This is a genomic window from Pseudoalteromonas sp. CR1 (assembly GCF_019392235.1).
GTDB lineage: Bacteria > Pseudomonadota > Gammaproteobacteria > Enterobacterales > Alteromonadaceae > Pseudoalteromonas.
In genome coordinates this window covers 151,801-173,763 of sequence record NZ_JAHXRM010000004.1, presented here as the reverse complement: position 1 = coordinate 173,763, position 21,963 = coordinate 151,801, and the positions used below count along the sequence as shown (strand labels likewise).

The window sequence follows — 21,963 nt, the reverse complement described above, 5'->3', positions numbered from 1 at the left end:
ATTAACCTCTGCGCCATGAGTGGTATTTTTCAAGCATGTTAAGTACTTTTTCAGGTGCATGAGCGCGTTTCCACTCGCCCGCTGCGTACTTATTACCTTCAGCCCACGTAGGGTAACTGTGAATTGTGCCTAGTATTTTGTTAAGGCCTAAACCGTGTTTCATTGCCAGTACAAACTCAGCTATTAAATCGCCAGCGTGCTCAGATACCACAGTAACACCAAGGATTTTGTCTTTGCCTTTTGGTGTAATTACTTTAATAAAGCCTTTGGTGGCGCTGTCGGTAATGGCGCGGTCTAGCTCTTCAAATTCAAAGCGAGTAATTTCATAGTCTATGCTTTTTTCAATCGCTTCTTGCTCGTTTAAGCCAACACGTGCTACTTCTGGGTCAATAAATGTGGTCCACGGAATAACACGGTAATCTACTTTAAACTTTTTAAGGTTACCAAATAAGCCATTTACTGCGGCGTACCACCCCTGATGAGCGGCTACATGCGTAAACTGATACGGTCCTACTATATCGCCAGCGGCAAAAATATTAGGGTAGAGTGTTTCAAGGTATTCGTTAGTGACTACGGTACGATTAGTTTCAATACCGAGTTCTTCAAGGCCGTAACCTTTAAGGCGAGCGCTTCGGCCCACAGCACATAGTAGCTCATCGTATTCAATATCGATTTCGGTATCGTTATGTTTTACCACAATGAACTTTTTGCCATCGCGCGCTTCACAGCGCAGTGCCTGATGCGAGGTTAAAATGTTTACGCCGCTTTGCGTTAGCGCTTCGTGAGCAAAGGTAGACACTTCTAGGTCTTCTTTGATCATAATACGTTCAGCCATTTCAATTTGCGTAACATTTGATCCTAAGCGGGCAAAGCTTTGTGCAAGTTCGCACCCAATTGGACCACCGCCAAGTACAACAAGCTTTTTAGGGGCTTCTTCAAGCTCAGCAAATTTAGTCCATAATGTATCGCTTGTTACATAGCCTGTTTCTTCAATACCAGGTAATGGCGGTACAAATGGGCGTGCGCCAGTGGCAATAACAATAGTACGGGCGGTTAATGTTTGTGTGCCGCCATCGTTAAGCTTAATTTCTACCGTCCATGGGTCTAATAATTTACCGTAGCCTTTTACAACATCTACGCCTAGGTTTGTGTAGCGCTCAATGCTGTCGTGAGGTGCGATGTCGGCAATTACTTTATGTACACGTGCCATTACTTTTTTAAACGAAAACTGCGGTGTGGTGTTTTCAAGCCCGTAATGCTCGCCATGACGAATTTGTTCTGCCACTTTTGCACTTTTAATTATGGCCTTACTTGGCACGCAGCCATAGTTTAAACAGTCGCCACCCATTTCGCCGGCTTCAATTAAGGTTACTTTGGCTTTAACTGCCGCTGCAATGTAGCTTGTCACTAAGCCGCCAGCTCCAGCGCCAATAACAATCATGTTTCGATCGAACTTTTTAGGTTTAGTGTAATTTTTGTATACACGACGTTTTTTAAATACGTTTAGAATACTCTTCGCTATTAATGGGAATACACCTAACAGGGCAAATGAAAGGATAAGATCGAGGGATAAAATACCAGACAAGCTCTCAATTTGCGCAAGCTGAGTACCGGCATTTACAAATACAAACGTACCCGCCAACATACCTACCTGACTTACCCAGTAGAAGGTCCACGATTTAATAGCTGTAACACCCATTAGTAAATTAATTAAAAAGAACGGGAATACTGGCACCAAACGAAGTGTAAATAGGTAAAAGCCACCTTCTTTTTCAACGCCCGCATCAATAGCTGCTAAACGCTCAGGAAAACGTTGTTTTATAGAGTCGCGTAATAAATAACGCGACACTAAAAAGGCAAGTGTTGCCCCAATTGTAGATGCAAATGACGCAACCAATAAACCCTCAACTAATCCAAATAGCGCACCTGCTGCCAACGTTAAAATAGCCGCACCCGGTAAAGAGAGAGCTGTCACTACCACATAAAGTAAAAAGAAGCCGCCAATAACAAGTAGCGGCGACTGCGCCTTGTACTGGTCAAATTGGTCCATTGACCCTTTTAAGCCATCAAGTGTTAGTAACTGGTGTAAATTAAAATGAAAGAACGCGCCAATAGCAGCGGCTGCAATCACTATCAAAAATAATTTTTTTATCATGTTCTCTCTCTTAATTAGGGCCTATTGACCTTTCGTATTGCCCTAGGTAAACCCTTTGGGCTGCGCCTGTTTAGCACTCATTTTACTTTAAAGCCTATGTGAGATAATGACATCACATAGGCTTTGCCCTGCTTAAATACCTAGCAGGTTGATGTAAATTTAACCTAGAAAAGCTAAGTATTCATAAATCTTAAAATTTATGGGTCAGCGTTAGCTTGGCATTTATTGGCAATTCAGGGAATGCCAAGGTTGCGCCAAAGTAACCGCCTTCAAATACAGGGCGCCAGTTTTTTTGGTTTGTGATGTTATTCACATCTAAACGCAACTTGGTGCTAGGCGTAAATGCATAGCTAGTATTAATGTTTAGCGTGTATTGATCACGAATTTTAACTGTTTGTAAAAAATCTAATGGGTAACTCTTTGTATATAGACCCGAAAAGCCAGTTTGCCATTTCGAATTAATTGAATAATTTCCATTAAAACTGAATGACTGCTCAGGAATACCTTGTACTTGGCTGTTCGATGGTGCAAATGGTGTAAAGCTAGGTGCGCCAACGCCAGTACCTGCAATAATGTCTGGGCGTGAGTTGTCAAAGGCATCGGCCACTTGTGCTGAATCTTGACTACTTGCTGAATTATCGTATCGCGCATCAATATAGCTGTAACCTGCGCTTAACCAGTAAGGGTAAGCATCATAGAATACTTGGCTTTCAAAACCGGTGGTACGAATACCTGTATTGCTGCCATCACGATTACGTAGGCTGCGGCGTTGGCTAAATAAGGCACCATCAGCATACCAATCGCTGTTGGTTGGTGCATATTTTAAACCAAACTCTACAAGCGTGTTTTCGGTTGCAAAGTTTTGTGCACTAATAACGTTGCCGCCACCCAGTACATTACCGCCAGCCATACTATTTGATGTGGCTTCGTTATAACTGGCAGCACCGTAGCCGGTGAAATCAACATTTAGTTTGTAATTAAAACTCACTTGGCCTGATTGTAGCGTGTCGTTAATGCTATCGCTTGCGGCAACTTGGCCTTGTGGTGCAATTGGGTCGCGCGCTTCTACATCGTAATAATCAACACGGTAACCCACGCTAGTATGAAATTTATCAGTCCAATCTGAGTCTTGTTGAATTGCAAATCCTGTTTGCCATGAACGTGAGTCAGTAGTGTCTGATAGGTTAAAGTCGCCGCTACCGTCGTTATTTATATCGTACTGCGCTCCAGGTGATACGAACACACCAGGGCGAAGCTCTACTAAACGTGCTTTTTGTGCATCGGTTAAGGGAATGCGGCGGTTTGAAAGTGGGCCAGTTAAATCAATTGGTAAATCAGCCTCGGTAGTAAATTGGCTGTAGCCAAGTACTTTGTTATAGCGTACGTCGAAGGCAAAAATTGTTTGCTGGTCACTGTTCCATTGGTAGGTAAGCTCAGTGCGATTTTGCGCAGTGTCGGCGCCGTCAATAATTTCAACAAAGCTATTTTGTGCTATTTCTTCACGTTGTAAATGTTGAAAGTAACTAATGTTTTTAATAGAAGCATTTGCGCTTAGCTCGCGTTTATAAATGCTGTGAATTAAATAGGTTGTAGCTTCGTTTTGGTTATCAGGGTCGGTAAGTACGGTGCTGCGATCAATGTTTACTAGCCCAGTAGGCGACACAATTGAACCCGCAGCTGGTACTGTACTGCCATTTGCTTGTACGCCTTGGCCGGTAATATAAAGGCCATGATCGATAAGTGCTTGAGTAGGGCGGTTAATACCGGCGTTGTCGGTAAATTCAACTTGGTATAGTTCAAAGTTAATATCCCAGCTACTTTTGTCATCTGGTAATATTCGTAATGCAGCAAATAAGCTGTCGCTTTTAGTGCCCGAATAATCATAGTAGCTACCATGATCAAGGTGCTCATAGCTTACTCTAAAGCCTACTTTGTCTTTGATTATTGGGGCTGTAAAGTCAATTTGCGCACTGTATTGATCCCAACGGCCTGCTGATAAGCTCGCTTTACCCTTACTTTCGTCAGTCGACGCTTGTTTAGAGTGTAAATTAACAAACCCACCATTACGCTGACTCGAACCGAATAAAACAGGTGGAGCGCCTTTAACAACATCTATCTGTTCTATAGAGTTGAACGATAAAGGAACACCAAAGCCGTTGTTTCCTGCTTGACGACGTGTTCCATCTTGAAAAAGCTCACCCAATTGGCCACGAATAGTAGGTAAACTTGGCGCACCAAATCCACTTGCAGAATAGGTGTTTGGGCTTACTGCTAATACGTCTTGTAAAGTAGTAATGTTTAGTTGCTCTATTAACTCGCTTGAAATAGGTGTTACTGAGCGTGCTATGTCTTGCAATGCTAAATTATCGCCAAAAGGGCCGTCAATTGTTTCATTTTTAACAGAAAGTCCTTGAGACTTTATAACTTGGCCTGCCACTTCAATATGCTCAATCGAATCTTGTGCTTGCGTTTTTTCAGCTGCAAAGGCTACAAGGGGAGTGTTTAATATAGTGGCTAAGGATAATGCTAAGTATGCGTGTTTCAAGCGTTGTCTCTCTAGTGTAATTAGTTACTGGCGATAAAGACCGAAAAGAATAAAAATATCTTTCAATCAAAGTTTAACTTTTTTAATTTTTAGAATGGATGTTTGTAAATTATGCTTATTATAGTCTTTAAACGTTAACTATTGTTGATTACCGATTCGCATTAAATCTTAATAGTCTGAAATTAATCATAGCTTATACGGTCTTGTTCAATTCTTGGTTTATTTATATATTTTTAAAGGAAATTTTATGACAGGTTCTTTAAGTAGCGATGTTCAAAGCCGTTTACAGTGGTCACTTTTGTCGCTTCGTTTAGGTGTTTTTATAGTAATGATAATGTGGACTCTCGATAAGTTTGTGAATCCGGGTCACAGTGCACGTATATTCGAACACTTTTATGGGATTAATGGCTCAACTGACGTTGTTGCTTATGTATTGGGCGCGCTTCAGCTTATTTTAATGTTGGCATTTTTAGCAGGGTTCAAAAAACGAATTACTTACGGTGTGGTTTTTATAATGCATGGTTTGTCTACGCTATCATCGTATAACCAATATATAGATGGATTTAATAACTTATTATTTTTTGCAGCGTGGCCAATGTGGGCAGCGTGTTTTGTTCTGTATTTATTACGTGATCAAGACATTAAATTCACAGTAAAGTAGAGCGCTAATACAAAAAATGGTTATAAGCTAATTAGCTTATAACCAAAAGTACACAGGGAGGTGTATGAATTTGTTACCTGCAATGGTTAGTGCATTGCGTCGTTGTATTTATCGCCTAGGCGCTCTTTTTGGCCTTCAGACAGCGCTTTACCCGCTAGCTGAAATACCTCATGTTCTTCTTCATCTAAATGATGATGCACTAAATGGTGTAATTTTTTAGCCTCGACCAACCATGCCGACGAGCTCATTTCGGTGTCTTCAAGTTGTTCAATTAATTCGTCTATTTCGTGGTGTTCGGCAACGCTATGACGGGCTTTTTCTTGTGTTAAGTCTTCACAAATTAATGGATTATAAAAGTAACGCTCTTCAAATTTGGCATGTTCTTCTAGCTGCGTTTTTAGCTCATCCATTAAGCTGTGGCGTTTTTGTGTATCGCCTTTTGTTTGAATAAGCGCATCAACTAATTCACGTTGTTTATCATGGTCATTACGTAGTGCTTCAAAAATATTCATAAATCTTCCTAATTAATTACGTTGCTTGTAACGAGTGAAGCAAACGTAGTGCCATAGTGTAACTTTATGAAATTACTTGGTTTTATATTTGTTGTGTTTGCTAGGCTGTTTTATCTATGTATTTTTTACAGACAAGAGGGTGAAATAATTTCTTACTTACTAAGCGTGCTGATATTTGCTAAGCCCTAATGCGTCTAGGGCTGCTCTACATTAACTTGATTGCGGCCATTTTGTTTGGCTTTATAAAGAAGCTCATCGGCATGGATGATGAGTTTTTCAAGTGAGCGATTAGAAGAGGTGCTAATTGCTGCGCCTGCGCTAAAAGTAATGGTTTCTGTGTTTTTTAAGCCTTGTATTTCACTACAATAATTAGTTAGCGCATTAGCAATAGAATCGAATGTTGCTTCAACACTTTTTTTATCTACTGTGTTTAAAACAAATAACCATTCTTCACCACCATAGCGGCCAAATTGGTCACCATCGTCGAGTATACTTTGTGCTGCACGCGCAAAGGCAACAAGCACTGCATCCCCTACATCATGGCCATAGGTATCGTTGATATGTTTAAATAAATCTAAATCAACAATAGCAATAGTTGCGTTGCTTTGTTTAAGTGTATTAGCGGCTTTTTTCATTATACCGCGTCGATTAAAACTTTTAGTTAAATAGTCTGTTAGCGCCATACTGTAGTATTTTTTACGCTGAAGTACCTGTTTATAAATGAGTAATAACGACACAAGAACTAAAATAAATGCAATTGTTGCGCTTAAACGCCAAATAATTTTTTGTTGATATTCTTCTTTAGCAAGTAGCTCATTTATGTTTTTGTCGTATTCTAATTGAAGTATTTTTTCTTCTTTTTCTTTCACTTCAAATTTTATTTGCAGTGTTTTAATGTTTGTTTCGCTGGTGGCTTCGTAATGCTTTTTTATAAATGTAAGCATTTGCTCCATAGCATCAAATGCATCGTCTGTTTTGTTTAGGTTTCGTTTTAATTGATATCGCTTTTGAAGAAATTCAGCTTTGTAAATGCTGCGACTAAAGTCGTCTAACATCGAAAATACTTGATCATTCATTTTATCGGCTTTTTCAGGTAAGCCTTGTTTTGAATAGATATCTAACATTAAGATCATTGTTGCTAGTTTCATATCGCCTATTTCAGCTGCACGGGCAACTTTAAGGTTTTTATTTGCTAGGGTTAAAGCGTCTTCGTAGTTTTCTTGTTTATACAAAATGTTAGCAATTGAATACTGTGCAAAAGAAAGTCCTTTTTGCATATCAACAGATTCAAAATAGGCGAGTGCTTTATCAAAATAAATAAGTGCTTCTTGTAGCTTGTTTATTTCAAGCAATACGTTACCTAAACTCCAATAGGCTTTTGCTGTATATAAGCCATCTTGTGTTTGCTGGTAAGCAACGAGTGCTTTTTTAGCGTAAATAATGCCTTTTTCTTTTTCGTCTAAGTAATTATAAGCGTCGGCTATTTTTCTATAGAAGTAACCTTGCGATGCAATATCATTTTTTTGAATTGCTAGCTCTAATCCGTCAAGTGCAACACTTAAGGTTTTTTTTAGGTCATCTGTTTCTGTATAATAAAACGCGAAGGCTTTTAATATGATAATTTTTTCGGCGGGTGTAGATTGCGCATAACGCGTTTCTAATTTTTTAATAACATCGCTTGCTTGTTTGAGCTTTTTTTTCAAGCTCAGTAATTTTAGTTGTGACTCTAAAAATAGCAGTAAAATGTCGGGCTGTTTAGGCAGTTGTTGATTTGCTAAATACTCATTAAGGTGGGCATTTAGCTCATCATACTTTTCTTGTCTAAAAAGAAGCTCGGCATAAATGGCAGCGGATTCTAAATGTAGTGAGTTACTATACTTTAATTTACTCAGTTCATACGCTTGAGTAATTTGTTTTTTGTTTTGCAGGTAATCAAGCTTATCGGTTCTTACATTTTTAATAAGTACGCTTACGGCTTTTTGGCTTAACTCAATGGAGGACGTATTTGCAGAGTTAGCAGTACTTTGAAAAGTGGCAAGTAAAAAAAAGATAACGACAACCGGCTTAATCACTGCCCTGAGGTAGCTCATTTGCGTTTGTATATTTATCATCATGTTAGTCCCTTACCAATTTAGTATACGTTACTTAATACTACGACAACGCTCAGTTATTTAAACTGTGTGCGTAAAATTACACCCAAAATGTGTAGCTAATAAAATATAAATAGATGTTTTCACGGCGTTAATCATGTAATCACATTATCATAAAAGTTATTTTAAAAAATATCTACGTCCATAATCTTAGTATTAGCACGGTATTAAACGCATAATTTAATGCTTAATTATTAAAAATCAGCGGCAACTTTAAACTCTAATCGTTCATGAGTAATCGGGTGTGTGAACGCCAAGTACTCAGCGTGCAGATGTAATCGGTCTGCTTTTTTACCATAGTGTGTATCACCAACAATAGGGGTATTTAAACCCAAAACATGTGCACAGTGCACTCGCAATTGGTGTGTGCGGCCTGTTTTAGGATATAGCTGCAAGCGTGTTGTGTTGTTTTTTCGCTCAAGCACTTGCCATGTTGTTAGTGAAGGCTTACCTTTTTGGTAACACACTTTTTGGCGCGGTTTATCATCAAAGTCTGGTGTAAGGGGTAACTCTATAGTCCCGCTTTCTTGCTCTATGTTGCCGTCGACTAAAGCAACGTAGCGTTTTTCTATTGTGCGCTCAATAAATTGTTTTTGAATGGCTTTATGTGCCCGTTTATTTAGGGCAATAATTAATAGCCCGGAAGTAGACATATCCAATCGGTGCACAATAAGTGGGCCTGTAGCCTCTGGAAATTGTGTTTTCATACGCAAAAATACAGAATCGTCTATGGTAATGCCGGGTACCGATAAAAACTCTGCCGGTTTATTCACTATTACCAAATCATCATCTTGATAAACAACAGCAAGCTCTTTACCTTGTGCCGGGTTATTGAGAAGCGGGCTCGGTTCTACGTTTAAACCTTTTAACATGTGGCCCAAAATAGGTTGGCATTTACTAAAGCAAGAAGGGTAGTAGTTTTTATGTTGCCTAACCGCTGATTTTGGCGGCGCTCCCCACCAAAATTCACCCATGGCAATAGGCGTTAATTTATGTTTAAACGCATGCTGAAGTAACTTAGGCGCTGCGCAGTCACCTGCTCCCGATGCTGGCGTGTGCTCAGGTAATTTAGCAAAGATAGCATTAAGGTCTTCTGTTTCGCCCTCAATATTAAGAAATTGATACTGGGCAAATAGCATTTTTTGTAAGCTTTTAGAGAGTGTTTTACGGCGTTTTTTTAAATGCTCAAGCTCATCGTCTATTTTGCTATGCGCTTGTTCAAGCGTGACTAGCTGTGTTTGCCATTTTTGCTTTAATGCCTGAAGCTGTTTTTTTTCTTCAATACTCTGAGTTGCCAGCTTTTTTTTGAGTTGCTGAATTTTAGTCTTACTCGATTTTTTTTCAGCGTCGCTGCGTTGTTTTTTCCGCTTTTTTCTACTTTTTTGCATTAAAGCATGCTGCGCTTGCAGTTCTTTTTCAAAGCCTTCGTTGGCTGTTGCTAATAACTGGCTTATGCTTTTTAGCTGCTCACTGTGTTCAAGCTCGTCTATTTGCGCGTTTATGTCATTTATTATTTTACTTTTGGCTAAGTAGTTTTCATCGTTCAATTGCATACTTGAAATAGGGGGAACAAAGTCAATGCTGGCTTTGTCTGCATCAACTTGCCCTGAGTAGGCTGCTAAAAAACCAAGTTCGTTTTGCTCATTTTTAACCACTAATACGCCAAACATTTTACCCGCGTTTTCAGCTTTTAAATGTGGCAGTGTTTCGAGCTGCTGTTGCAATTGTTCGCTTGCTGCAATAGTCAGTGGGTGTGGCTCGTAAAAAAATGGGTAAGTAAACTGTTCCGGTAACGAAATAGTAGAAACAGGTTGAGCAAATGGAGTAAAACAAGGGCTGTTTGGCATAGCAGTCGAATTATGAGATTGAGACGAAGAATTGATTTAGATTTTACCACAACATGAGCTTGGTGGGTGATATTGGTTATACAAATAATAAAAAAAGGCCAACAATAATGTTGGCCTCATTATTTAACTTACCACAAATTATTTATTGGCATCTTTTACAGCTTTAAGCTTTGCTGCATGGTCTATTTCGTAATCAGGCATGTCTTTTTTACCTTCTATTAAATAGTTATCCATCCAACGCATTAAACGTAGACTGTAGTCATATTGTGCTGCCACTTTACGGTTACCATGACCTTCACCTGGGTAATAAACCAGGCGAACATCTTTACCTTGTACTTTCATGTAGCGGTATAGCTCCATTGACTGTGCTGGATGAACGCGCGGATCGTCTTTACCGTGCATAATAAGTAATGGTGTTTCAGATTGGCCAGCCCAAAAAATAGGGCTGCGCTCTAAGTACCACTGCCATTTATCCCATGGGTATGAACGGGCATGTACCAAGTGCATTTCGTTAGAGATGTCAGTAGTACCAAACTTAGATAGCTGATTAGTTACACCCACAAACATAACGCTTGCTGCAAAATGCTCAGTTAGTTTTGTTGCACCCCAAGCAGAGGCGTAACCGCCGTATGAGCCACCCGTAATACCAACGCGTTTACTGTCAACTAAACCCATTTCTACTAAATGGTTTTTAAAGTCCACCAAGTCGTCAAACTCTTTACCCGCATAGTCGTTTTGCCCTAGTTTTGAGTAATCAACGCCTTTACCTGTAGAGCCGCGATAGTTTGGATAAAACACCGCGTAACCGCGTGCTGCACCCATTTGACCTGGGCGAGAGTAATTGGTGATCCACCCATCTTTGTCGTGACTTTCTGGGCCGCCATGTACTGACATAATAAGTGGGTAGCGTGTGCCTTTGTTGTAATCGAGCGGATAGACAAGTACGCCGTCTAACTCAACACCATCACGCGCTTTAAGCTTGATGGTTTCTTGTTTTGCAAAACGCTTATCGTTTAACCAGTTGTTAGAATCGGTTAAACGCTTTGCTTTTTTACTACGCACAATAAACACTTCGTTAGGATGTTTAGCGCTGTTACCACGAAGAGCTAATGTTTTATCTGAATGAGAAACACTAAGCTGCGTTGCAATGAATTGGCCTTCATCAACTAGCTTTTTGTACTTATTAGAGCCTGCTTTAATACTGGCAACAAAGCTTTGTGTACCTACACTGGCAATAAAGTTGAGTGTGCTGCGCTTATGCGACCATTCAAAATCAACTACGTGGCCCATAAAGTTAGGCAACCACTCAGTGATTTTTGCGGTTTCAGTGTCGGCAATAAATAAGCGTCCAGTAGCAGGATCATGCTGATCCTCTGCGCCCAAAATAGCCACATACTTACCATCATGCGATAGCTCTGCGTCGCCTAGTTTACCTTGTGTTTTAAACGATAAAGTTACTTTTTCGTTAGCAATATCATAAAGGTGCCACATTGATTTGGTATAGCGATCGTCAATAAGTGCAGTAGGTTGGGTTTTAACGAGTAGTTTTTCACTGTCTGCAGACCAATTTACATCACTTACGTAGCTATCTATGTTTATGGCTGTTGGCGACAATGGTTTGTCAGCTTTAGCTAAATCAACAATAAAGAGTTGTTTGTTTTTTAAACCTAGTTCGTATACTTCTGCTTTAAAACCAAGTTTTTTTAATTCTTTATCTGATTTGTCAGCAGCTGGCATGGCTAATAACGCAAGCTGTTTGTTATCAGGGCTTAGTTGATAGCTTGAAATAGAAGTCCCTTTTAACGACATAACAGCTTGTGCTTGTCCGCCATCAACTGGGATCTGGTATAGAGAAGTAAATTTGTCGTCTTTTAATTTCGCTAAAAAGTATATTGTTTTACTGTCGTTTGACCATTGAATGCTTTTTATATTAACCGAGCCGGTAATAAATGGGCGTTCAATACCCTCATCGTCTACAACGTAAAGTTCGCTGTAATTACTGCCATTTTCGTCAACGTAAAGCGTGCGTGGTAACGAACGTGTAAATGCAACGCTTTCGCCATCAGGGCTTACACTTGTTTGTATTACCGATTTTACTTTTGGTATATCTTCAACTGTTATTGCTGATTGCGCAAATGCAAGTGAGCTTGAAAGCCCGATTGCCAGCGCTAAGCTAGTTTTTAGCATTGTTATATCCTTTATTTTTAAAATCCAGATTAGTATAACAAGCTAAGGTCAATAAACTAAAAAATGCGATTAATGCTCAAAAGAGGGCGTTAAATGAGGGTGATAAAATAAATGATGAGTAGCGCGGAATGACCCCGCGCTGTCTTTTATAAACTTTTTTTAGGTGGCAGGGCCACGTTTGCAAATATAAGCCCTGCTACAAGCGACATAAATATTAAAAACGTTTGCTGGCCTATGTGCTCTGCATATACAAAGTCTTGCCCTTCAATAAGCGAGTTTAAGCCAATGTAGGTTTTGCTACCTGGTACTAATACAATTAAGCCTTGCATTGCAACAATGGAAGCCGGCGCATTAGCAACACGGTTAAATAAGTTACTAAAAATACCAACCGATAACGCGCCTACAAAGGTACCCAACGTGTAGTCAAGGTACATGGCAGAACCAATACTGGTACCATAGGCTATAAAACCTGATGCAATAGACCAACCCGCATGTTTTAGCTTGGTTCTAAATATGACTATTAAGCTGCTACATAATAAAAATATAGCAAGCCAAGGCGTCCAGCTTGGTAAAGGCTCTGGTTGAACAAAGTCTGCTTGGCCAAATAGTGCAAAGCCAATGCCTATACCTATAAAACCACCAAAATATAGCTTAAACAGCAGCATAAATGAGTCCATAACGCGTGCTGTGCCCGACACTAAATGCCGCGCTGCAAGCTCAGCCAGTCCAAGTGCAAGCGCAAGGCCCGGTATAAATACAATAATGGCCGAAAGTACCACCAAGCGTATGTTTACTTCAGGGGTAATATAAACACTTACAGCGCATGCCAATATTGCTGAAACAATAGCAACAAGAGGCTCAAGCATGTGCGCTACACGTTTAGAGCGCATAGACCACAAAACAAATAAATACACTACAAGGGTGAGCAACGCCGACCAAATTACATCGGTCCAACTGGTTCCCATAAGCATTGCAAAAGCACCCCCCGAGGTTGCAAACGCAATGCCTGTGGTCAGTTTATTATATGGGTTTGGTGCATCAAAAATGATGTCGAGCTGTTGGTCTACTTCTTGAAGTGTAAGATCACCGTTGAGCATTTTATTTACTAGGTCGTCGGTGTCGGCAAGTGAGCCTAAGTCATGATCGCCAGGATCTACTCGTGCCACATGTGTGTATTCATCTTCATGGCCGTCGGTCCAAATAACAAAAGTAACTGAAGTAGGCGACATAACAAATGACGATTTAAGGTCTAGGTATGTGGCTACTTCCATTAGATGAGCTTCTAGGCGGTAAGCAGGCGTACCGTACTTGTGAAGCATTTTACCTAATTTAACGATAAATTTGCGTTTTTCTGTAAAGGTTGCAGTTTTCAAATCTTATTTAGGCCAGTGTGTAGAACCAATCCGCAATAATACTTAATCATTTTGCGGGGCTAAACGTGTCGCTACTTGCGTTAAAAAATTCTCATTTAGAACAACTAAACGACAAATTTTTTGCCTTGCTATCAACATGTTTTTCCACCCTCAAAATAGATCACTTAATTAAGCGAGTTGGTATAAAAATTAGCTAAGAGTATAGGCTAAAACGCCCATGTGTAATGGCCGCGATTTTAAAGACTAATTGGTGTGTGTCTAGTCATTTTTAATCTAATTTTTTATTTTTTTCTGCTATCCATTGCGCCATGTATTGTGTGCTGCGCATTGTATGATGTTTGAGCATTTGTCCGGTGAAGTTTTTTTCGCGATGCGCGCTTAAATCATTGCTTATTACATCTATTTTATTAATGAGCGCCGCGCTTAATTTTACTTTGTCGTAAACTCTATTTAGTAGCGCATTACCAGCTTGTTGAGCGTGTTTAAAATCGGTTTGACTGTTGTAAAGCTCAACGGCTGCATTTGCAAAGTCTTCGGTATTATTAGCAACTTTACCTGGCCATGGTAAATCGTTGTGCATGCCCTCTGCGCCAATGTTAGTGGTAACGCTGGGAGTTCGCATTATCATGGCTTCAAGTAACTTACCTTTTATACCTGCACCAAAACGAAGAGGCGCTAAACAAACACGTGCGCTTTGCATAACATCATAGGCGTTATCGGCCCAACCTTTTATTAAAAACCCCGTTTTAGGGTTATTAAGTGCGGTGGCTTTTGGTGGCGGGTAAGAGCCATAAATGTGTAGCTCGGCTTTTGGCAGTTGCTTACGAATTAATGGCCATATTTTTTGTAAGTACAGCACTGCATCCCAGTTTGGGGCGTGTCTAAAGTTACCTATGGTCATAAAGTGCGCGCGTTCATCAAAGCTTTTTGTGGTTTTGGGCAATGCGCTTAAATCGACCATAAACGGTAAGTGGTGTAATAAGCTTGGCTCTACTTTAAACACACTGTTTAGTAAGCTCATCTCAAAGCTTGAAATAATTAAGCTTAAGTCGCAGCGCAAAATAGCCGCTATTTCGCGCTTTGCTATGTCTGAATGTAAGTCGCTGGTGGTAAATTCGCGCTCGCCTTTGTGCGCTTCGTGGCGTGCATTACGTAGGCATTGTAAATCTTCGGTATCGAGAATTTTAATAGCATTGGGACAGTGTTTATCTATGCGCCAACCAAATTGTTCTTCCATCATAAAGCGGTCAAACATGACTATGTCTGGGCTGAACGCTTTAACGTATTCGTCAAAGCTTTCGCAGTTAAGGGCAATGCTTTGGCTCGTTATGCCAAAGTCATCAAGGTTTACCATATGATCTGTGCGTTGAGCAGGGGTGGCAAACTCTACTTGCCAGTTTTGTGCTTTAAATGCATTTAATAACGACATCATGTGCGTGCCCGCAGCAGACGAATTGGGTTCTGGCCATACGTAGCCAATTACCAGCACTTTTTTCATTGGCTAGACTCTTTAATTTGTAAGTTCACATTTACCAGTGTTTTAACCGGTGGAGCTGTATTTTGTAGTAGTTCTTGAAGTACTAAAAGGCAACGCTTTGCAATGTCATGCGTGCTGATTGCAACACTTGTTAATGTATCGTCAAGTAAGGTGTTATTTTTTATTTGTTGGCAGCTCACTACTTTAATGCGTTGTTCAGCTGTTAAGGGCAATGTTTTTATGGCTGCTAGCACACCGTGGGCAATAATGTCATTTGCACATACAATGGCGTTAATAGCAGGGTTGTTTTTATAGGCCTGTGTAAAAGCGTTTTTGGCACTATGTGCGGTGTTTTCATCACATTCGATTGCGTTTAGTGGCAAAATGCTGTGTTGTGCACATGCGGTATTAAAGCCGTTTTGAAGTGTTAAGCAGCTACTTAATTGTAAATTGCTGCCTATAAACGCAATGTTTGTAACCCCTTGAGAAAGCAAGTGCATGCTAACTATGTGGCTTGCTTTTTTGTAGTCGGGTAACACGCAAGGGGCGTTACTAAATGTAAGCTCTTGCATTAACGTAACAACGCTATGCTGAGTATGTAATGTGTCTAACCATTGTGTGCATGTATTAGGTACGGGGCAAATTATAAACCCGGCGGCGTTGTATTCTTTTAGTTTATTAATTGCCCGTGTTTGCTGCTCAACATTGTTATTACTGCTAACAATAACGGCCTGAAAACCCTCGCCATTTAATATTTGTTCAAGCTCGGTGGCCAATTGTGCCATAACAGGATTAGTTAAATCGTTTATCACTATAGCTATTAAATTAGAGCGCTTTGAGCGCATAGCGGCTGCATCGCGGTTATAAACATAACCTAACTCGTCAATTGCTTTTAATACCTGTTGTTTGCTTTTATCACTTACTTTTTTACTTTGGGTAAGCACCAAGGACACGGTTGACTTGGAAACACCAGCAAGGTCGGCAACATCAAATATTGTGACAGATTTAGCTTTATTACGCATAGTTGTGTTTGCCGCAGTGATAAATTAAAAACGCGTTAGTGTAGCTTAAACAGGGCTGTTAAGTCATCTTTTGCATTGGTTTAAGCCACCTTAATGCTTTATGAACAAAGCAAAACGTGTTTATATACACATAATTGTGTAAAAAATAACAAAAGGATAAAAACATGAACGCTTTTAGGCTGTTAGTTGCCTTTATTTGTTGTGTTGTATTACTGCCATTTAGTCATGCAGAGCAGGGCTACCAAACTCCATCTCCTAATTTGGCGGCAGTGGTAGATGCTAAATTGGCGCCCACAAGTTACTTATCAAGTGATGGTCAGTGGCTTGCGTTATTTGAACGCAGGCGTGTTGTATCGCTTGATGAGCTTGCAATTGAAGAGTTAAAACTTGCGGGTATTAAACTAAACCCGGCTAACTTTTCACGCACACGCGTTCGCGCAAATTTTAGTGCAGTAGAACTTAAGCATGTGCAAAGTGGTACAGTTATTAATATTAATAACTTACCTAATGGTATTATTCGTTCGCCTAAGTGGTCTTCAAATAGCAAATACCTAGCGTTTATTGTTGAACAAACAAACGAAGCAAATTTGTGGCTTTATAGTGTTGAAAGCAAACAAGCAAAAATGCTTTCAAGTGCAGCGTTAAACTCGGTTTTAACGGCATCGCCATACCAATGGTTACCAGACAGCACGGCCATTATTGCAAACCTAGCTGTAAATGTGGGTAAACCACGACTTGAAAACAACAGTCAAAATGTGGTGCCAGTTATTCAGCAAAGCACTGGCGAAAAAGCCCCCGCACGGACGTATCAAAATTTATTAACGAGCCCGTTCGACGAAGCACAATTTAAGTTTTTTGGCCAAGGTCAGTTGGCTTACATTACCCTTGATGGTAAGGCCCAAGCTATTGGTAGCCCAGCGTTATTTAAATCGTTTTCGGTATCGCCTGACTCAACCAATATTTTAGTGGCGGGAATTAACGAACCGTTTTCGTATCAAGTCCCTTACAGCCGTTTTGCAACAACATGGCAAATATGGGGTATGCGCGGTTTTGCATTAGCAGAGCTTGCTAAGCAATCACTTGCCGATAACATTCCACAAGGCTACGACAGCGTTCGTACAGGAAGACGTAATTTTGAATGGCGAGCAGATCAGGGTGCTGAAGTTATTTGGGCTGAAGCGCAAGATGGCGGCGACATGAAAACTGATGTACCGCACCACGATTACATTTACAGCTTACGTGCGCCATTTAAACGCGAGCCAAAGTTACTTGCAAAAGTAGAACGTCGTTATGCGGGTATGGAGTGGGCTAACAACGACATTGCTATGCTAAGCGATTGGCGCTTTAGCGACCGTCAATTACGTACGTATGTTATTCAACCACGTAATGCCGATAGTAACCGTGTGCTGTTTTCAGAGCGTAGTTATAACGATGCTTATAAAGATCCCGGTAATGCTATTTACGAGCGTAACGATTTAGGCGCTAATGTAATTAAAGTCCTTGGTGGGCGTTATATTTATCTGCGCGGCAATGGCGCGTCAGAGCAAGGTAATATTCCGTTTTTAGACAGGTACGATGTAAAAACAAATAGCAGCAAGCGTTTATGGCAATCAGAAGCGCCTTATTACGAGCGCGTACGAGCTCTACTTGATGACGAAGGCGAGCGCTTTATTACTATCCGTGAGTCTAAAACTGAGCAGCCTAACTTTTTTATTCGTGATTTAGATAACGATTCGCTCACCCAACTAACGCAATTTGAACACCCATACCCTGCATTTAAAGGCGTAACTAAAGAGCAAGTGCGTTATAAGCGCGACGACGGTGTTGAGCTTTCGGGCACGTTATATTTACCACCAGGGTACGACAAAACACAAGGTACTTTACCTGTGCTTATGTGGGCTTACCCGCTTGAATACAAAGACAAAGCTGTAGCATCTCAGGTTCGCGAGTCGCCTTACGAGTTTACTTACATTGGCTACTGGGGCCCAATGCCGTACCTTGCCAAAGGTATTGCCGTGTTTGACGACCCTAAAATGCCCATTGTTGGTATTGATGGCAGCGAGCCAAACGATAACTTTAGAACACAACTTGTAGCAAGCGCGCAAGCTGCGGTAGATGTGTTAGTTAATAAAGGGATTGCTGATAAAAATAAAATAGCCATAGCAGGGCATTCATACGGTGCATTTATGGTTGCTAACTTATTGGCGCATAGCGATTTATTTAAAACCGGTATTGCCCGCAGTGGTGCTTACAACCGTACGTTAACGCCGTTTGGTTTTCAGGGCGAAGAACGTGATTTTTGGCAAGCACAAAGTGTGTACGCTAATATGTCGCCGTTTTTTCACGCTGAAAAAATAAACGAACCCATGCTAATGATTCATGGTAAAGAGGACCCTAATTCGGGCACTTTCCCAATGCAAAGTGAGCGCATGTACGCAGCGCTTAAAGGCTTAGGTAAAGACGCTCGTTTAGTTATGCTTCCTTACGAAGCGCATGGTTACCGCGCACGTAAAAGCTTATTACACGTACTGTGGGAACAAGAGCAGTGGCTAGATAAATATTTGTTAAATGATACAGCAGAGCCAGTAGAAGTAATTACTGAACCAGTGGCAAGTACTGGGCAATAGTAATAAACATAAGTAAGCAACAACGCGGCTACTTATAGCCGCGTTTTTGTTTTTAATACGAGAGTAAATTAATGATTGATGTAGCAGCGCTTGCGGTTTTTATTCCAACGTTCTTTTTTGTGTCTATTACGCCTGGTATGTGTATGACGCTTGCCATGACACTCGGCATGAGCATAGGTGTGCGCCGAACCTTATGGATGATGATAGGTGAGCTATTAGGGGTGGCGAGTGTTGCCGTTGCTGCGGTACTCGGTGTTGCAAGTGTAATGCTAAATTACCCAGAGGCCTTTGCTATTTTAAAATGGGTAGGCGGCGGGTATTTAATTTATATTGGCGTAAATATGTGGCGCGCCAAAGGAAAAATGTCGGTTGATACTTCAAAACCAAGTGACGTAAGTCGCCAGTCGCTTTTTACGCAAGGCTTTGTAACTGCCATTGCAAACCCTAAAGGGTGGGCGTTTATGATCTCATTACTCCCACCGTTTATTAATGTTGACCAGGCTGTTGCGCCACAGTTATTTATTTTACTTAGCGTAATTATGATAACCGAATTTGTAAGTATGTTAGCGTATGCAACAGGTGGTAAAAGCCTGCGCCTGTTTTTAGCCCGAGGCGATAATATTAAATGGATGAACCGAATTGCAGGCAGTTTAATGATGCTTGTAGGTGTTTGGTTAGCCTTAGACTAATAAAAAGAGCCTGGGGCTCTTTTTATTTTGTGCATACTGCTTTTAACCCTTTAATCAGAGCATACGTGATTTAACTGCGCTTTTAAAAATGGTGCCGTTTTACTTTTTTGAGATTCAGCGACGCTTTCAGGTTTACCTTGTGCAACTATTACCCCGCCTTCGTCGCCGGCTCCTGGGCCAATATCAATAACCCAATCACTGTTACTGGCTACTTGCATATCGTGCTCAACCATAATGACGGTGTTGCCAGCATCAACTAAGCCATTTAACCGCGCCATTAGCATGGCTACATCTTTAGGGTGCAGGCCAGTGGTTGGTTCATCTAAAATATAAAGCGTATCGCCGCGCTGTGTACGTTGTAGTTCAGTGGCAAGTTTAATGCGCTGGGCTTCACCGCCCGAAAGCTCAGTAGCAGGTTGGCCTAAACGTAAATAGCCAAGGCCCACTTGTAGCAGCGCATTTAGCGCACGTAAAATAGCGGGTTCATCGGCAAAAAATGTATGCGCCGACTCAACGGTTAAATTAAGTACATCGGCAATGGTTTTATCTTTGTAGGTAATTTCAAGTGTTTTTTGGTTGTAGCGCTTGGCGTTACACACAGGGCAAGGCGAATACACGCTAGGTAAAAATAACAGCTCCACGCTTACAAAGCCTACGCCCTCGCAATTTTCGCAGCGACCCTTTTTAACGTTAAACGAAAAGCGACCGGCGTCGTACTTACGTGCTTTTGCCTCTTTGGTATTGGCAAACAGTTTACGTACGTGATCGAACAAACCGGTGTAAGTTGCAAGGTTTGAGCGAGGTGTGCGGCCAATGGCTTTTTGATCAACGCTTATTAGGCGCTTTATGTGCTCAATGCCTCCAGTTATTTGCCCGCCGGTTGTTATATCGAGCTCTTGCTCGAGTAGCTCGGCTTCATCTGTAGGTATTTGTGGCTGCGATTTTTGCCCCAGTGCATCGTAAACCAAGTCAACAAGCGCTTGGCTTACTAAGCTTGATTTACCTGAGCCAGATACCCCTGTAACACTTGTAATAACCCCAAGCGGAAATTCTACATTAAGCTTTTGTAAGTTGTTACGCTCAACATTTTTAAGCGTAAGCCATGCTTTTGCTTGGCGTTGTTTGTTTTGTACTTGAGCTTGCTGAGATTCGTTATTTTTAAATAAGTACTGGCTTGTGTGTGAGCTGCTAATTTGCTTTAAGCCCTCAACATGGCCGCTATAAACAATATTACCGCCACGGGAGCCCGCATTTGGCCCTACATCAACCACCCAATCGGCATGGCGAATAACACTTACGTCGTGCTCAACCACAAACACTGAGTTACCAGCGGCTATTAGCTCATCTAGTGCGGCTAATAAAGCTTGTGTGTCGGCAGGGTGTAAACCTGCAGAAGGCTCATCTAACACATACACTACGCCAAATAATTTTGAGCGAATTTGCGTTGCAAGCCTTAAGCGTTGTAATTCACCGGGCGATAAAGATGGGGTGGTGCGTTCAAGCGACAAATACCCTAAACCAAGTTTGGTGAGTGCCTCAACGCGTTTAAGAATGTCGCCTGCTATACGCTTTGCGACTATGGCTTTTTCGGGATTTGCAGCGTTACTTTTAGCGGGGTTATTAGCGGCAAACCTTAATTTATCTGCCAGCTCATTGAGTGTTAATTGCGAAATTTCGCCTATATCAAGGCCCGTTACTTTAACCGATAACGACTCTTTTTTAAGCTTTTTACCTTCGCACTGCGGGCATTGTGATATTTGCATATACTGCGATACGCGCTTTTTAGTACGTGGGCTTTGAGTGCTCGCAAACGATTGTAAAACAAAGCGTTTAGCACTTATAAATGTACCCATGTAGCTAGGGCTTTCTTCATTTTTAATAGCTGCTTGTGTTTGCTCAAGCGTGTACTCGGGAAACACGGGCACTGTGGGTGTTTCGTCGGTAAATAAAATCCAATCACGGGCTTTTTTAGGCAGGGTATTCCACGGTTTATTAATGTCGTAACCTAAAGAAGTAAGAATACGGCTTAGGTTTTTACCCTGCCAAGCCGGCGGCCATGCTGCAATAGCTCGCTCTTTAATTGATTTAGTGGGGTCGGGCACTAGCAGCTCTTCGATTACGTTAAATACACGGCCAATACCGTGGCACTCTGGGCAGGCGCCTTGTGGCGTATTAGGCGAAAATGCATCGGCGTACAGTATGCCTTGCCCTTTTGGGTATTCGCCTGCGCGTGAGTAAAGCATTCGCAGCGCGTTAGAAATAGTGGTTACACTACCAACCGATGAGCGTACCGAGGGTGCACCACGCTGTTGTTGTAATGCTACCGCTGGTGGCAGTCCTTCAATTGAGTCTACATCAGGCTCGTCTACCTGATCGATTAATCGGCGTGCATAAGGGGATACCGAATCAAGGTAACGATGTTGCGATTCGGCAAATAGTGTTCCAAAGGCAAGCGATGATTTACCCGAGCCCGATATACCGGTAAAAACAACAAGTGAATTACGGGGCAGGTTTACTTCCACATCTTTTAAGTTATGAACACGTGCGCCTTTTACTTGAATGCTGTGTTCTGGGTTTAATAAAGCCGATTGTGCCTTACTAACCTCATGTAACTTTTTAGGTGTGGTTGCCATGTAATTTACTCCTGTTTAATGACCCTGTATTAATTAGCCTATTTAATAGATGAACTGCAAAGCCTTAATATTACAATTACCACTG

Annotated in this window: 13 protein-coding genes; 3 read left to right on the top strand and 10 right to left on the bottom strand. The window is 41.2% G+C overall.

Annotated elements, in window-relative coordinates; translation table 11 throughout:
- Nucleotide 1: 1 nt before the first annotated feature.
- Nucleotides 2-2,155, bottom strand: a complete 2,154-nt coding sequence (locus KZZ04_RS05970) for an FAD-dependent oxidoreductase (RefSeq protein WP_219422129.1) — start codon at nucleotides 2,153-2,155, stop codon at nucleotides 2-4.
- Between the two features lie 190 nt (nucleotides 2,156-2,345).
- Nucleotides 2,346-4,700, bottom strand: coding sequence for a TonB-dependent siderophore receptor (locus KZZ04_RS05965; protein WP_219422128.1), 2,355 nt, complete (start codon nucleotides 4,698-4,700; stop codon nucleotides 2,346-2,348).
- Nucleotides 4,701-4,947: 247 nt separating this feature from the next.
- Here KZZ04_RS05965 and KZZ04_RS05960 point away from each other — a divergent pair, with 247 nt between their 5' ends.
- A complete protein-coding gene (locus KZZ04_RS05960; protein WP_219422127.1) occupies nucleotides 4,948-5,361 on the top strand; it encodes a hypothetical protein in 414 nt (137 codons plus the stop codon).
- 86 nt (nucleotides 5,362-5,447) lie between these two features.
- Here the strand turns inward: KZZ04_RS05960 and KZZ04_RS05955 are convergent, their stop codons facing one another.
- From KZZ04_RS05955 to KZZ04_RS05925, 7 genes are all read right to left on the bottom strand, one after another.
- A complete protein-coding gene (locus KZZ04_RS05955) occupies nucleotides 5,448-5,873 on the bottom strand; it encodes a hemerythrin domain-containing protein (protein ID WP_058403167.1) in 426 nt (141 codons plus the stop codon).
- Between the two features lie 194 nt (nucleotides 5,874-6,067).
- Nucleotides 6,068-7,987, bottom strand: coding sequence for a tetratricopeptide repeat-containing diguanylate cyclase (locus KZZ04_RS05950; RefSeq protein ID WP_219422126.1), 1,920 nt, complete (start codon nucleotides 7,985-7,987; stop codon nucleotides 6,068-6,070).
- Between the two features lie 230 nt (nucleotides 7,988-8,217).
- On the bottom strand, nucleotides 8,218-9,870 hold the full coding sequence (locus KZZ04_RS05945; protein WP_219422125.1) for an RluA family pseudouridine synthase: 1,653 nt from the start codon (nucleotides 9,868-9,870) through the stop codon (nucleotides 8,218-8,220).
- Between the two features lie 138 nt (nucleotides 9,871-10,008).
- The gene (locus tag KZZ04_RS05940) at nucleotides 10,009-12,057 is read right to left on the bottom strand and encodes a S9 family peptidase (protein WP_219422124.1); all 2,049 of its coding nucleotides are present in this window, start codon (nucleotides 12,055-12,057) and stop codon (nucleotides 10,009-10,011) included.
- A gap of 146 nt (nucleotides 12,058-12,203) precedes the next feature.
- Nucleotides 12,204-13,430, bottom strand: coding sequence for a threonine/serine exporter ThrE family protein (locus KZZ04_RS05935; RefSeq protein ID WP_082653575.1), 1,227 nt, complete (start codon nucleotides 13,428-13,430; stop codon nucleotides 12,204-12,206).
- A 268-nt stretch (nucleotides 13,431-13,698) separates the two neighbouring features.
- The gene (locus KZZ04_RS05930) at nucleotides 13,699-14,928 is read right to left on the bottom strand and encodes a glycosyltransferase family 4 protein (protein WP_219422123.1); all 1,230 of its coding nucleotides are present in this window, start codon (nucleotides 14,926-14,928) and stop codon (nucleotides 13,699-13,701) included.
- Nucleotides 14,925-15,929: a LacI family DNA-binding transcriptional regulator gene (locus tag KZZ04_RS05925; protein ID WP_138529838.1), complete on the bottom strand. Its 1,005-nt coding sequence runs from the start codon at nucleotides 15,927-15,929 to the stop codon at nucleotides 14,925-14,927. Before KZZ04_RS05925 ends, KZZ04_RS05930 begins: the two co-directional genes overlap by 4 nt.
- A gap of 164 nt (nucleotides 15,930-16,093) precedes the next feature.
- On the opposite strand from KZZ04_RS05925, the gene KZZ04_RS05920 reads away from it, so the two are divergent.
- The gene (locus tag KZZ04_RS05920; RefSeq protein ID WP_219422122.1) at nucleotides 16,094-18,556 is read left to right on the top strand and encodes a S9 family peptidase; all 2,463 of its coding nucleotides are present in this window, start codon (nucleotides 16,094-16,096) and stop codon (nucleotides 18,554-18,556) included.
- A gap of 71 nt (nucleotides 18,557-18,627) precedes the next feature.
- Nucleotides 18,628-19,245 (top strand): LysE family translocator, encoded by a 618-nt coding sequence (locus KZZ04_RS05915; RefSeq protein WP_219422121.1) that lies wholly within the window; start codon nucleotides 18,628-18,630, stop codon nucleotides 19,243-19,245.
- A 50-nt stretch (nucleotides 19,246-19,295) separates the two neighbouring features.
- On the opposite strand, the gene uvrA is transcribed toward KZZ04_RS05915, so the two are convergent.
- Nucleotides 19,296-21,878: an excinuclease ABC subunit UvrA gene (uvrA, locus tag KZZ04_RS05910; RefSeq protein ID WP_219422120.1), complete on the bottom strand. Its 2,583-nt coding sequence runs from the start codon at nucleotides 21,876-21,878 to the stop codon at nucleotides 19,296-19,298.
- Nucleotides 21,879-21,963: the final 85 nt, after the last annotated feature.